The following is a 13,835-nucleotide window of genomic DNA, read 5'->3' as shown; positions in this document are numbered from 1 at the left end:
AATCCCCTTGCAGGTCAATGACGTTGAGCCTACGGGGACGAGGGCCCGGTGATCGAACATTCCGGCGGGGTGGCGCAAAGGAGGAGCCCCTTCCTCACCGGCGGGGCTCCTTGCTCACTGCGGGCCGAAGTCCGACGGATCCCAGTCGTGGCTGCTCGACGCCTGCGGTGCCTGGTCCTGCATCTGCTCCGCGGCCACACGGGCTTCCGCCACGACGTCACCGCGCTCACGCAGCAGGCTTTCGTACACCGGCAGGTGATCGTTTCCGGTCGGGTTGGGTATCACAGTCTGGTCCTTCTCCGTGGTGAGCTGGTCGTCCGGGCTGGTCGATCACGGAACCCGTGACCGACCAGCCAATAAATCAGGACAGGCAGACCGAATTGAGGAGAAGGCGAACGCCTTCGGTGTCCATGGTGAAAATGTCCTGTGCGCTCAGGACTACGCGGCCGCTACCGCGGTGGCGGTCACCGTGTTGTCGCACTCCGCGAAGACGCCGTCGTCCAGGGCGACCTGGTGTGCCCCGGAGGCCGGCAGGCCGACCACCAGCGTCGGGTAGCCGACCGGCTTGGCGCCGGACTTGCAGTAGCCGTCTCCCTCGCCCTGGACCTGGACGAAGGTCAGCTTCAGCGAGGCCTTGGCGCCCGGGGCCAGCTTGACCGGCGCGGCGGAGCCGGAGGGCGTCACCTTCAGCGGGGCGTTGTGGTCCGGGGAACCGTTGCCCGCGCCGGCCACCGTGGGGTGGCCCTGCAGGGTGCACGGCTTGGCGGAGACGTTGGTGAACTCGATCACCGCCGCTCCGATCCCGGTGCCCTCCGGGCGGTCGGTGGCCTGGTGTGCCGTCACCTTCAGGGCGGTCGCCGCGCACGCCTTCACGGCCGTACCTGTGGAACCGGAGCCGGATATGGGGGATGCCGTCGCGGTCGGGGCCTTCGCGGTGGGGGCCTGGGAGGTGGGGGCCTGGGAGGGTGCCGGGGTCGTCGTGCCCGGTGTGGTGGGAGCGGATGGCGCGCTGCTCGGCGCCTTCGACGACGTTTCGGCCCCCGCCTTGGAGCCGTCGGCCTGACACGCGGTCACCGACAGGGCGGCCGAGAGTGCGGCGATCGCCAGCGCGGCCTTGCGGATGCCGTTCACGTACTGCATGGAGTCCCCCGAGTTCGGATGGTGCGGGGTCGGTCCTTCGCCGGCACCCGACCATGGAGACATGACTGCCTCGCCGGGGGTTTCTCCTGTGGGTCAGCTGTGACACGTGTGGATCTTCTGTGACAGTGCGGTGACGTGCGCTCCGCGGGTTGTGCCGAATTGCCGCTCCCGGGCGAAGTCCGCTGCGGTTCGGCCGCATTCATCTGCGGCTCCGCCGCGGGGCGTGATTGGCCGTCGATCGTCTGCGGGTCCGTCGGGGCTGGTCGCGCCCGCGCGGCGGAGCCGCATATGGATACAGCCCCGCGCCCTGTTGGGACGCGGGGAACTACGCGACCGGTCAGGCCGCCGCGGGCTCCTCCTCCGCGATGCCCACCGTTGCGTCCTTGTCGCCCTTCCCGCGCAGCGCGATCACGCTGAGGAGGCAGCAGGCCAGGGCCGAGAGGCCGCAGATCACGTAGCCGATGGCGTACCCGTTGCCGAGGGCTTCCAGGGCGAGGGGAACGGCGCCTCCCGGCGGGGAGGACGGCGGCACGGAGTTGGAGGCGAGCGGGCCGCCCTCCGCGGCCACCTGTCCTGCGGCCGCCTTGACCTCGGCGGACAGGTGGGAGGTGGCCAGCTTCGAGGTGAACTCGTTCGCCGCATGGCTCAGCGCGATCGCACCGATGACCGCCGGACCGAGTGTGAAGCCGAAGTCGCGCAACAGGCTCGTCGATGCGCTGGCCATACCCGCGTAGTGGACCTCCACCGTGTTGACGGCCGTCGCCGTGATCGAGGAGACCGTCAGCGCGAAGCCGATGCCGACCAGGCCGATGGGGAGGATGAGAGAGGTCAGGGCGCGGTCGTGGACCGAGAGGGTGGCGGCGATGAAGTCCCCGGTGGCCATCAGTCCGAGGCCGGCGCCGAGCACCCAGCGCGGGCTGACCTTCTCCAGCAGCCGGGAGATGAGCGGCATCAGCAGCAGCGTCCAGGCGTTGAGGAGGATGAACGCGAACGAGCCGCGCAGCGGGCTCTGGTGCTGGATCGGGCCGAGCCGGATGCTGGTCGCGTAGGCGGTGCCGAGGTAGCTGAACATGCCGACCACCGCGACGAAGGACGCCACCGCGAAGGCCCGGTTCTTGAACAGATCGAGCCGCAACAGCGGGGAGGCGGCTCGGTGTTCGGCCACGATGAACAGGCCGATGAACACCGCGGCGACCATGTACGCGATCACCACCGGCGTCGCCGTCCAGCCGTCCGCCGGGCCCTGGATCACCGCGTAGAGCAGGGCGAACATGCCGATGCCGATGGTGATCTGTCCGGCCAGGTCGAGTGAACGGCCCTCCGGGGCGCTGGAGTTGTGTGCCAGCAGTTGGCTGAGCACGGTGCTGATCAGGGCCAGGCCGGTGACGACGATGAACGCCCACCGCCAGGAGCCGTAGTTGCCGGTGATGCCGCCCAGGACGGGGGCGACGAAACCGCCGCTGGACAGGGCCGCCGCCCAGATCGTGATGGTGCGGGCACGGTCCTTGGCCGAGTGGGTGCCCGCGGCGATCATCGCGAGCGACGTCGGGAACAGCGCCGCCGCGCCCAGCCCGGCGATGGCCTGGCCCACCCAGAGCATGTGGATGCCGGTGCTGGCGGCGGCCAGTGCCTCGCCGACCACCAGCAGCGCACCGCCGCCGACCAGCAGCCGCTTGCGGCCGAAGAGGTCACCGAGGACGCCGAAGGTCAGCTCCAGTACGGAGACGGGCAGCAGGAACGCATCCGAGATCCAGGTCAGCTGCGAACCGACGGGGTGCAGGTCCTCCTGGAAGAGCCCGTTCAGCGTGGCCGGCATGGCCAGGGCGATCTGTGCCAGACAGACCGCGAAGCAGCCGGCGATCAGGGTGCCGACGGGCAGACCGCCGGATGGTTGTGAGGCGGCGGTGGCGCCGGCTTGGGTGCGCGTTTCGGTGGACACAGGTGCTCCCCTTTGAGCGGCTGGGCGGCTTTGAACGAAGCGGGGACGCCAAGAACGCGATGAATGTAGGGCAGTTTTTCGACGGCGGTCAATAGATTGCCCAGTAACGGTGAGCATGGCTGTGCCCGGGGGGTGCCACCGGATGTCCGGGCGGTACTACGGGACGGCCACCGCGATCACGTCCAGTGCGCTCGCGGCCTCCTGACGCGCCGGCTCCTCGCAGCGGCGCGCCAGCTCGTGGAACCGCTCCTCGGCGCGGGCCGCCGGCCAGTCCTCGGGGAGGTGCTCGGCGGGCAGATGGGGATCCTGGCGGACCTGGTCCAGCCAGTCGGTGTGCAGCAGCAGCTGCCGTACGAGTGCGTTCGCCGGCTCGTCGGCGTCCGTGCTCCAGCGGGCCAGGAAGGCCTCGTATCCCTTGGCGACGGACTCCACGTCGAACGCCGTGTGCAGGATCGTCCGGGCGTCGGTCGGGGCGACGGCCGTGGCTCCCTGGAAGACACGCAGATACGGGTCGAGGTCCAGCCCGGCGACGATCCCGGGCACGTCCACCGTGCCGGGCGCCACCCACAGGCCGTTCTGCAGCGGGCCGAAACCGCTCCACAGCAGCCGGGAACGCAGATCGTGCCGCTCGCGGCGCCACGCCTCCGGGAGGGAGAACCCGACCAGGGTCCAGGTGCCGTCCCAGGTGCGGTTGACCGCGCCGGTGTGCCAGACCCGGTCGTGGCCGTCCTGCAGGACGCGGGTGGCGCGGGGCGTCGGGCCGAAGTACGTCTTACGGCCGCGCCGGTGCCGTTCCAGCAGGCCGCGCTTGACCATGCGGGTCAGCGTCGACCGTACGGCGTCCTCGGTGATCCCGGCCTGCCCGAACACGTCGATCAGACTGCTCGCCGACAGGGCCACGTCCCGGCCCAGGGCGTGAATGCCGAAGAAGCTCAGCATCAGCGACTGCGGCCGGGGTGCGCTGCCCGCCTGGTCCGGCGGATCGAAGCTGGTCACCGGGCAAGAGTAGATCCGGTCCTTCTCACCTCGACGGACAGGTCGTTGTCCACCGATCGAGCCCTTGCCCCACTCTGCCTCCATCGGGGCCGCCGCACCCATCAGGAACACGTTGTTGCACAGGCCGAGTTCCGCGATGAGCCGGCGCAGCCGGTCGTGCTCCTCGCCCTTGCCGTAGATGCGCAAGAGCCAGTCCGGGTGTGCGGCGGCGACCACGGCGAAGGCCTCGATCAGCAGGTCGTAGCGCTTCACAGGGGCCAGTCGGCCGGCCGCGACGACCACCTTCGCGGTGCCGTCCGCGGCCGGCAGCGCGGGGTCCGGCACGCTGTTCGGCAGCTCCTGCACCCGTACGCCCGGCAGCCGCATCTTGCGCCGGTAGGCGCCCGCGTCCGCCTCTGTGACCGTGGTGACGACGTCGAGCCGGCGGTAGGCCCGACGCAGCGCGCTGCGCAGCCGCGGTGAATGGTCGTCCAGAGTGAGGTGCTCCTGACCGATCCGCGCGACATGCCGGGGAGCCTCGAGCGCGAGGTGCACATTGAGCCCCGGCCGGGTGCCGATCACCACGTCGGCGTCGGTCGTGGCAAGGCACTCGCCGATCCGCCGGTCGGTCAGCTCGCTGTACTGCCCGTACCGGTACTCGGCGCGCGGGAACACCCTCGCCGGTCTCAGATGTGACGCATGCTCCCTCTCGTGTCTGAGGTCCACCAGCGGGCGCAGCGTCACCTTCGGATCCAGGGCGAAGTTCGGGTGCTCCCGGTGCCGCAGCACGGAGACGATCTCCACCTCGTGCCGCTCGGCCCATGGTGGGCTGGACCCGTCCAACCACCATACGGTTGCTGTCTGTTACCACTTCGTAGTGCCCGCCGGGCCGCGGTCGCCTACCCGATGTCGACCACCCGGGCCCAGGCGGGCGGCGCATCGGGCACATGGTCGGGATCCTCCTCGTCCCAGCTTGCGCCCTGCCGGGGGAACAGACCCACCACCGTCCGGCACGCCGGTCGCGAGTCCGGCCAGGGCGTCTGACCGTCGGTCAGCACCACCACGACATCGGGGCCCGGGTGCGTGCGCAGCGCCTTGGCGAAGCCCGTGCGCAGATCCGTGCCGCCGCCGCCCATCAGCGGGATGCCCTCGGCCCGGCACAGCGGGTGCGCGATCCGGGCCGCCGCGTCGCACGGCACCACGGTCACCAGGTCGCGGCGGCCGCCCACGGCACGGGAGATCGCGGCGACCTCCAGGAGCGCGCTGCCCAGTTCGGTGTCACTGACCGACCCGGACGTGTCGATGATCACCGAGACCCGGGGCGGTCTGCGCCGCAGGCTCGGCAGCACGACGCCGGGCAGTGACGCCGAGCGCCGCGCGGGCCGGCCGTAGCTGTAGTCCTCGCCCGCGCCCGACCCGGAGGCCGCGGAACGGACCGCCGCGCCCAGCAACTCCCGCCACGGCTGCGGTGGATGGAACGCCTTCTCGGCCCATCGCCGCCACCCCTCCGGGGCGCTCCCCGGACGGCCCTTGAGCCCCTGCGCCACCCGGAACCGCACCGCGTCCTGTTCCTGTGCGCTCAGGCCGTGCGCGCCGTCCGGCCCGAGCTCCCACTCCCGCGCCAGCCCGTCGGCGCCGCTGCCGCAGTCCAGCCAGGCCATGCTCTGCGTCCGCGCGCCGAGCGTGAACTGACGCAGGTAGTCCTCCATCAGCTGCCCCTCGTCCAGCCCCAGGGCCGTCGGCCGCACCGCACCCCGGGGCGGGACCAGCCCGTCGCCGTAGATGTCGTCGTTGATCTCGCAGTCCGCGGCGATGTTCATCCGCAGCCGTTCTCCGGGGCCGGTCAGCCCGCGCTCCCGGGCGACCCGGTCACTGCGCCCGTGATGGTCGCGCAGCAGGTGCGACACCTCGTGCACCCACACACCCGCCAGGTCCTCCACCGGCATACGGTCCACGAACCCCGGTGAGACATAGCACCGCCAGTGCCGGTCGACCGCCATCGTCGGCACCTGCCGCGACTCGACGGTGTGCAGGGCGAACAGCGCGGTCGCCAGGTAGGGGCGGGCCCGGGCGGCCTGCAGCCGGGCCGCGAAGAGCTTGTCGAGGTCCAGGGCCCCGGGTTCGTCGGGGCTCATCGGCCGGCCTTCGCGGTGAGGGCGGCGCGGGCCGCCGCCTGGTCCGCCCGCCGGGACACGGACACCGCTCCGGCGAGCTTCTCGATCGCCGCCGGTACGTCCCAGTCCTCGCGGCGCAGCGTGGCGAGCGTGGTCGCGGGCACCACCACCAGGTCCGGCGCCCCCGTCTCCAACGCGCGGACCAGGAGCGACCAGGCCGCGTCCCAGCGGGACTTCTCGGGGCGGCCGCGGACCGCCGCCACCACACCGTCGAGCACGGCCTGGCGCAGATCACCCCGCTCGGGCAGCTCGGCGTTCGTGGGGTCGGCCAGGAGCACCTCGGGATCGGGCAGATCCAGCCGGTCCAGACTGGCCAGCAGTTCAAGGCCCGGTCCGTCGCCCACCGTGCCCCGCACCAGCAAGGAGAGCACGTCCCGGGAGGAGCCGGCCGCGGTCGCGAAGGCGATCAGGCACAGCGTCATCTCCCAGCTCCGGGGAGACGGCCACGCGCCGCCCCGCCGCATTTCGTTGCCGGGCAGCTGGTGCACGAGTTTGGGCCGCGCGGTCAGCAGCCCGCACACCGCACGGCGGGCGAAGTCCACCGCCTCCGTCAGCTTTTCCGGGGAGAGTTGCGGCAGCGTGGCCCGCGGCCAGGTCCCGCCGAGGCCCCGGACGACGACCTCGTGGTCGTGGATCCACTGAAGGTGCACGAAACGGTTGGCCAGCGGCGGGCTCAGCTCCCAGCCGTCGGCCGCGGAGGACCGCGGATTGGCGGCGGCCACGATCCGCACCCCGGGCGGCAGTTGGAGGGCGCCGATGCGTCGCTCCAGCACCAGGCGCAGCAGCGCGGCCTGCACCGCGGGCGGCGCGGTGGACAGCTCGTCGAGGAACAGCAGCCCCCGCCCGGCCCGCACCAGGCGCACCGCCCAGTCCGGCGGGGCCATCGGGACCCCCTGCTCGGCGGGATCGTCTCCGACGACGGGCAGCCCGGAGAAGTCGGACGGTTCGTGCACGCTGGCGATCACCGTGGTCAGCGGAAGGTCCAGGGCCTCGGCGAGCTGGGTCAGGGCCGCGGTCTTGCCGATCCCCGGCTCACCCCACAGCAGCACGGGCAGATCGGCGGCGACGGCCAGCGTCAGGGCCTCGAGCTGCATGTCGGGACGGGGTTCGGTGGTGGCGTCGCGCAGCAGGGTCAACAGCTCGTCGGCGACGTCGAGTTGGGAAGCGGGGAACGGAGTGTGTGCAGGCATGTTTGATCACCTTTGAGTCGGGGTGAGCCGAGTGAGACGGGTGTACGAGGGTGAGGTCAGCGCAAGTTCGCGTGGCGTGGACGCGAGCGCCGGTTGGGGGTGCGGATGAGGTCTCCGGGACGGTGGCGGTAGCGCGCAGGCCCGCGGTCGAGTCCGGTCAGCCCCTCCCTGAACAGGCCGTAGGTGATCCGCCGCTCCGCGGCCGCCTCCAGCTCGTCGCGCAGCGGTCCGTCGCGCAGCACCGCCTCAGGGCCGAGCAGGCCTTCCACTACGGCAAGTGCACCGGCGATGTCGCCGTGGTCCAGTCGTTCGCGGACACCCGTCAGACAGTCCGGACGACGGTGCGCCTCGTCGATGGCCTGCAGACAGGGCAACGGAGTCCCGGTCAGCGCGACCAGCAGCTCCTCCCGTCGGATCTCGGCCGGGTCATGGTCCAGCGGGGCCAGTACGCCATCCACCAGACCGATCCGGTGCCGAGCTCCACGGCACTCCACGAGACGCGGCTGCCCTGCCGGTTCCGGAGCAGGGGGCGGGCCGGCCGGCGAGTAGTCCGGTACGAGGGCGGAAGCGACCAGCGGGTGCAGGTGCTCGGGCGTGATCGAACCGGTGCGCAGGAGCTCCAGGTCGGGCGGGACCCAGGTCGCCGCATCGGGCAGGGCCGGCAGCGCGGAGCAGTCGCCGTACCCTGCCGCCTCGGCGAGTCGCACCGAGGGCGGCCCGACGTCATCGCTGCCCGCGGTCAGGTCCAGGACCAGCCGGCGCCTGCCCCCGAGCCGTACGAGAACGCAAGCGCCGACCCCGCGCCGCCCTTCGGCGCCGAGCAGAATCCCCGCCTCGGCCGCCCACCGCTCGACGGCACAGCGCCGACCGTCCGGCACCGGGCCAAGCAACTCCCGGTCCACTTCAGGGATGTTGTCGTCGCTCGGCCGATCCGCCCCGGACCGTGTCAGTAGCTCAAAGGCTCTGCTCGCATCCCACAGATGCCGATGCAGGTCGAGACGGAAGCGCCGGCTGGGACGGGGATGCGGATGACGCCGGGCGGCGGCCTCGGGACGGTATCCGTCCCACAGCGCGAGGCTGATCCGCTGCCCGGCGTCCGCCCAGGCCGGCGGAGTCCGCACCACCAGGTGCACCGGACCTGGGCCGTCCCGCCCGGCAGCGTCGTACCGGGCCAGAGCGATGGTCAGTCCTGGGCGCAGCAACCCGTCGGGAGCGATCCTCGGCATGTGCCAGCGCACCAGGTCGGGAGCCAAGCGGCGCAGATCGGCCCGGACTAGGGCCGCAAGCTCCCGGCCGTGGCTGCGCGCCACGGAACGCAGGTTGAGATCGACATCGAAGCCTGCGGCGGCACAAGCCCCGGCCCAGTCGCCGACGAGGCGGCGGGAGGTCGCAGTCTCGATCATGGAGGGCGGCACGGCGAACTCGCGCACGCGCTGCCAGAAGGAACGTCGCCAGAGGGAATGGCGGGAGTCTCCGTTTGCAGTCAGAGTGAGCATCAGCACTCACCTGGCGTGGACGGGACCCCCAATCTGTCAACAGAATGAGTCGTCATCGCGAGGGATCGTAGCGTTCCCCGTCGCGCACGGCCAGGAGTTTTCCGATCAGGGAATTCAGGACGATGTCTCCGCGCGGGCGAGCAGATCCAGCGCGATGTCGGTGATCATGTCCTCCTGGCCACCGACCATGCCCCGCCGGCCGACCTCGACGAGGATGCTGCGGGTGTCCAGGCCGTGGCGGGCGGCCGCGGTCTCGGCGTGGCGCAGGAAGCTGGAGTACACGCCCGCATGGCCGAGGCTGAGGGTTTCGCGGTCCACACGCACCTCGCGGTCCTGCAGTGGTCGTACGAGATCGTCGGCGGCGTCCATCAGCGGGAACAGCTCGCAGGCGTGCTCCCAGCCCATGAGGTCGGCGACCGCGACGAACGCCTCCAGCGGGCAGTTGCCGGCTCCCGCGCCCTGCCCGGCGAGGGAGGCGTCGACGCGGACCGCGCCGCTCTCGACGGCGACGACGGAGTTGGCCACGCCGAGGGCGAGGTTGTGGTGGGCGTGGATGCCCAACTCCGTGTCCGGGGACAGGACTTCGCGGTAGGCGCGGAAGCGGTCGCGCACGCCGTCCATGGTCAGGCGGCCGCCGGAGTCGGTGACATAGACGCAGTGTGCGCCGTACGACTCCATCAGCTTGGCCTGGCGGGCGAGTTCCGCCGGCCCCGCCATGTGGGACATCATCAGGAACCCGGCGACGTCCATGCCCAACTCGCGGGCGGCGGCGATGTGCTGCGCCGAGATGTCGGCCTCGGTGCAGTGGGTGGCGACGCGGACCGAGCGGATGCCGAGTGCATGCGCCTGCTTGAGGTCGTGGACCGTGCCGATGCCCGGCAGCAGCAGGGTGGTGGGGACCGCCTGCCGTACCGCGCCGGTGACGGCTTCGATCCACTCCCAGTCGGTGTGGGCGCCGACGCCGTAGTTGATGCTGGAGCCGACCAGGCCGTCGCCGTGGGCGATCTCGACGGCGGCCACGCCTGCCGTGTCCAGGGCGGCCGCGATGGTGCGGGCCTGTTCGACGGTGTAGCGGTGGCGGACGGCGGCACTGGGTCTGTCCCGCGTCCTGCGCACAGGCGGCTGACACGGGGTTGTTGCCACGCCCGCCTGCGATCGCGGAGGATCTTTGCCCCGGCCCGGCACTCACAGGAGCTCTCTCGTGACGTACGACATCACCGCCATCCGCTCCCAGTTCCCGGCCCTGACCGCCGGAACGGCGCACTTCGACGGCCCGGGCGGCACCCAGACCCCGCAGCCCGTCATCCGGGCCATCGCCGACGCACTGTCCAACCCTCTGTCGAACCGGGGCCAGGTGGCCGAGGGGGAACGCAACGCCGACACCATCGTCGCCGGGGCACGCCGGGCCATGGCCGACCTGCTCGGCGCAGACCCTGCGGGGATCGTCTTCGGGCGCAGCGCCACCCAGCTCACCTACGAGTTCTCCCGCACCCTCGCCAAGACCTGGCGGCCCGGTGACGAGCTGGTCGTCACCCGCCTCGACCACGACGCCAACATCCGCCCCTGGGTCCAGGCCGCCGCCCAGGCCGGCGTCACCGTACGCTGGGCCGACTTCGACCCCGCCACCGGGGAGTTGACCCTCGACGACATCCGCGCCGTCCTCACCGAACGCACCCGGCTGGTCGCCGTCACCGCCGCCTCCAACCTGATCGGCACACGTCCCGCGGTCGCCGCGATCTCCGACCTGGCGCACGAGGCGGGGGCGCTGAGCTACGTCGACGGCGTCCACTACGCCGCCCACGCGCTGGTCGACCTGGAGGCGCTCGGCGCGGACTTCTTCGTCTGCTCCCCGTACAAGTTCCTGGGCCCGCACCACGGAGTCCTCGCCGCCCGGCCGGAGTTGCTGGAGACCCTGCGGCCGGACAAGCTCCTGCCCTCCACCGACGCGGTCCCCGAACGCTTCGAACTGGGCACGCTGCCCTATGAGTTCCTCGCGGGCACCACCGCCGCGGTCGACTTCCTCACCCGCCTCGACCCGAGCGCCACGGGAACCCGCCGACAGCGCCTGACCGCCGCCTTCGCGGCCCTTGAAGCACACGAACACGCCCTGCGCGCACAGATCGACAAGGGACTGTCCTCGCTCGAAGGCATCACCGTTCACTCCAGGGCGGCCGACCGCACGCCCACCCTGCTGTTGACGTTCGAGGGCCGCTCCACCACGGAGGCCTACCGCTTCCTCGCCGAGCGCGGCGTCCACGCCCCGTCGGGATCCTTCTACGCCATCGAGGCCTCCCGCCGGCTCGGTCTCGGCGACACCGGCGGCCTCCGCATGGGCCTCGCGCCCTACAACAGCACGGAGGACGTCGACCGGCTGCTGACCGGACTGTCCGAGTTCCTCAGCCTCTGAGCAGCGGCCGGACGCCTGAAAGTGCCGTTCGAGCCGCTGGACGCGCCCCGGCTGGGAACCGTCGTCGCCGATCTGGTGACCACCGCGAGACAGACGCGCTGACCGGGGCGGGGCCAGGACTGCGGGGGAGTCCTGGCTCCGTCGTTGTGTCCGGCCCGGTTGGTCCGGCGCGAGCCGCAGACCCGGGCCGACGGAAGCGTCGAGGCGGGGTGGGACCCGCGGGCGGACGCAGGAGCGGTCGATCCGGCGGTGCTCGACGGCGCGGACGCGGTGGTCGGGCCGGCCGGGGCCGGGGTAGGTGACCGCCGGTGGACAGCCGCGTACAAGAAGGAGATCCGCGAGAGCCGGGTGCGCGGCACCGGCGCCCTCGCCGAGGCGATCGGTGGCTGCGAGAAGCCGCCGCCGGTGTTCGTGTCGGGGTCCGCCGTCGGCTACTACGGCGAGACCGGGCAGGCCGTGGTGGACGAGTCCGGCGGGCCCGGCCAGGACTTCCTGGCCGGGGTGTGCCAGGAGTGGGAAGCCGTTGCCCACCGCGCCCGGACGTCCGGAACGCGGGTTGTCACCACCCGCTTCGGGATCGTCGTGTCGGGCGCGGGCGGGGCGATGGGCCGCCTGCTCCCCCTGGCCCGGGCGGGGCTCGGCGGGCGGCTGGGCAGCGGCCGCCAGTACTGGAGCTACATCTCCCTGCCCGACACGGTCCGCGCCCTGCGCCACCTCATCGACACCGACTCGGTCGGCGGACCGGTCGACATGACCACCCCGCACTCCGCCACCAACCGGGACATCACCGCCGCAATCGGCAGGGCCCTGCACCGCCCCACGGTGCTGCCCGTGCCCGGCTTCGCCCTGCGGCTGGTGCTCGGGGAGTTCGCCGACGGCATCCTGATGAGCCAACGGGTGGTGCCTGGACGCCTCCTCGACTCGGGCTTCACCTTCGAGCACCCGACCTTCGAGGCCGCCCTGGGCTCGGCGGTCCGCTGACGGTGCTCTCAGGCGCCCGCCGCGCGTCGCCGACCCAGGACGGGCTCGGTCAGCACTCTCGCCGCCCGGCAGAGGGTCTGGCCGTGCCGGGCGAAGAGTTCGTCGCGCGAGTCGAAGTGGCCCAGGTCCGCCAGGACGTACGCCGAGAGGTCGCACGCGGCACCGTCGGTCGGGCAGAGCGTCACCCCGTCCCAGTCGATCGCCGTCCTGGACAGCGCCTCGAACAGCGTCTCCGCACCGGCGTTGGTGAAGCCGCCACCCCGGCCGTCGCTCAACTCGTCAAGGCTGCCGAACAGTTCCGAGACGGTCAGCCAGGCGCCGGCGGCGTGGGCGGTCGGCAACGGTACGTCGAGGCGGAATTCCGGCCAGGCGAGGAGAACCTGGTCCGGGACGATCCGGCGCAGCCGGGGAAAGCGCGGATACCAGAAAGCCCCGTCGACCAGCAGGCCGCGCACCCGCGTGGCCACCCCGGATGCCCGCGCCACCGCCTCCAGCACGGCCAGCCGCTGGCTGCACGAACCCCGGCCGCGGCGCAGCACCTCGGACACGGGCCGCTCGTCCTGCGCCGAGTACACCGGCCGCACGGCTGCGGCGATGACCCGGTGGGCCCGGCGCAGGTCCGCTGTCCTGAGGTCGGGCGTCATGGCCGCCCCCGCGTCCGCTGCCGTGTCGATCTGCCGAAGCAGGGAAGTGACCTGCGGGTGCCGCCAGTCGAGGATCCGCGTCGGGGCCGTGCTCCCCACCGCCGTTCCTCCGGCCGTCGTGTGGGCGCGAGAACGGCCTCGTGGCGTGAGAAGCGAGCTCGTCATGGCGGTGGTCCTCTCTCCGGCGCCCCGATGGCCACACACATCATCGCCAATTAATTGAACATGTTCAACTCTCCTGCGGTTGCAGAAAATGCGTGGTGATACCCCTCACCGGCCTCTAGCCTCTCCGCTCGTGGACGACAACGGGCGGGAAGCAATGACGGCGGGGAGTGAAAGGGTGGCTTGCCGGCGCGGGAGGAAGATCGCCCTCGCCCCTCTGGAGGTCGACGACGTCGAGATGCTGCAGCGGTGGCGGTCCGACCCGGTGGCCGCGCACGAGATCGGCGTCTGGCCCCGGTCCCGGTCCTGGCTCCGCGAGCGTGTGGAGCGCGACCTCGACGACTCGGAACGCGACGACTTCCTCGTGCTGCTTCCCGACGGGACGCCGATCGGTTGCACCGCCCTCGTCGACCAGGACCTGGCCGACGGTACGGCGGAGGTCGTCATGCTGCTGGCTCCCGAACACCGCGGGGAAGGGCACGGAGCGGACGCCCTCGACACCATGGTCGACCTGGCCTTCGGTGAACTGCCCCTGCACCGCCTCCAGGCAGTCACCCACACCGAGAACGCCGCTGCCCTCAAGGTCCTCGCCAAGTCCGGGTTCGTACGGGAGGGTGTGCGCCGCTCGGCGTGTCTGCACCGGGGGCGCCGCCACGACGTTGCGGTGCTGTCGCTGCTGCGCCCCGAGTGGGAGACGCTGTGGCGCCCGAGGACATGGGACCTGTGA

General features: G+C 71.9%; 12 protein-coding genes and 1 pseudogene. 3 read left to right on the top strand and 10 right to left on the bottom strand.

Annotated features, from left to right (window positions below):
- Positions 1–114: 114 nt before the first annotated feature.
- The 9 genes and pseudogenes from IH68_RS56320 to dmpG form a co-directional block, all read right to left on the bottom strand.
- Entirely contained in the window at positions 115–285 is a 171-nt protein-coding gene (locus IH68_RS56320) for a hypothetical protein (RefSeq protein ID WP_159403658.1), read from the bottom strand.
- 153 nt (positions 286–438) lie between these two features.
- Positions 439–1,140 carry a DUF4232 domain-containing protein gene (locus tag IH68_RS0109330; protein ID WP_030931302.1) on the bottom strand — a complete coding sequence of 234 codons (702 nt, stop codon included), beginning with the start codon at positions 1,138–1,140 and terminating at the stop codon, positions 439–441.
- Between the two features lie 337 nt (positions 1,141–1,477).
- The gene (locus tag IH68_RS0109325; protein ID WP_051833308.1) at positions 1,478–3,079 is read right to left on the bottom strand and encodes an MFS transporter; all 1,602 of its coding nucleotides are present in this window, start codon (positions 3,077–3,079) and stop codon (positions 1,478–1,480) included.
- A gap of 156 nt (positions 3,080–3,235) precedes the next feature.
- A complete protein-coding gene (locus IH68_RS0109320) occupies positions 3,236–4,075 on the bottom strand; it encodes a PaaX family transcriptional regulator C-terminal domain-containing protein (protein WP_030931619.1) in 840 nt (279 codons plus the stop codon).
- 51 nt (positions 4,076–4,126) lie between these two features.
- A pseudogene (locus tag IH68_RS57915) lies at positions 4,127–4,873 on the bottom strand (glycosyltransferase); the annotation flags it as partial.
- A gap of 80 nt (positions 4,874–4,953) precedes the next feature.
- Positions 4,954–6,189 (bottom strand): DUF2201 family putative metallopeptidase, encoded by a 1,236-nt coding sequence (locus tag IH68_RS0109310; RefSeq protein ID WP_030931296.1) that lies wholly within the window; start codon positions 6,187–6,189, stop codon positions 4,954–4,956.
- Entirely contained in the window at positions 6,186–7,418 is a 1,233-nt protein-coding gene (locus IH68_RS0109305) for an AAA family ATPase (RefSeq protein WP_030931293.1), read from the bottom strand. The genes IH68_RS0109310 and IH68_RS0109305 overlap by 4 nt, the downstream gene beginning before the upstream one ends.
- A 56-nt stretch (positions 7,419–7,474) precedes the next feature.
- On the bottom strand, positions 7,475–8,914 hold the full coding sequence (locus tag IH68_RS0109300) for a hypothetical protein (protein ID WP_030931290.1): 1,440 nt from the start codon (positions 8,912–8,914) through the stop codon (positions 7,475–7,477).
- Between the two features lie 114 nt (positions 8,915–9,028).
- On the bottom strand, positions 9,029–10,030 hold the full coding sequence (gene dmpG, locus IH68_RS0109295) for a 4-hydroxy-2-oxovalerate aldolase (RefSeq protein WP_030931287.1): 1,002 nt from the start codon (positions 10,028–10,030) through the stop codon (positions 9,029–9,031).
- An 85-nt stretch (positions 10,031–10,115) separates the two neighbouring features.
- On the opposite strand from dmpG, the gene IH68_RS0109290 reads away from it, so the two are divergent.
- Together IH68_RS0109290 and IH68_RS0109280 are read left to right on the top strand one after the other, a co-directional pair.
- Complete coding sequence (locus IH68_RS0109290) at positions 10,116–11,321, top strand: cysteine desulfurase-like protein (RefSeq protein WP_030931284.1); 1,206 nt, start codon at positions 10,116–10,118, stop codon at positions 11,319–11,321.
- A gap of 159 nt (positions 11,322–11,480) precedes the next feature.
- On the top strand, positions 11,481–12,302 hold the full coding sequence (locus IH68_RS0109280; RefSeq protein WP_234341289.1) for a TIGR01777 family oxidoreductase: 822 nt from the start codon (positions 11,481–11,483) through the stop codon (positions 12,300–12,302).
- Positions 12,303–12,310: 8 nt separating this feature from the next.
- Here the strand turns inward: IH68_RS0109280 and IH68_RS0109275 are convergent, their stop codons facing one another.
- The gene (locus IH68_RS0109275) at positions 12,311–13,111 is read right to left on the bottom strand and encodes a transglutaminase domain-containing protein (RefSeq protein WP_030931278.1); all 801 of its coding nucleotides are present in this window, start codon (positions 13,109–13,111) and stop codon (positions 12,311–12,313) included.
- 175 nt (positions 13,112–13,286) lie between these two features.
- Here IH68_RS0109275 and IH68_RS0109270 point away from each other — a divergent pair, with 175 nt between their 5' ends.
- Positions 13,287–13,835 (top strand): GNAT family protein, encoded by a 549-nt coding sequence (locus IH68_RS0109270; protein WP_324607666.1) that lies wholly within the window; start codon positions 13,287–13,289, stop codon positions 13,833–13,835.

The sequence above is a fragment of the Streptomyces sp. NRRL S-646 genome (assembly GCF_000720765.1).
In the GTDB taxonomy this organism is placed as follows: Bacteria; Actinomycetota; Actinomycetes; order Streptomycetales; family Streptomycetaceae; genus Streptomyces.
The sequence above is the reverse complement of the archived record's forward strand: the minus strand, read 5'-3'. Positions and strand labels throughout refer to the sequence as shown.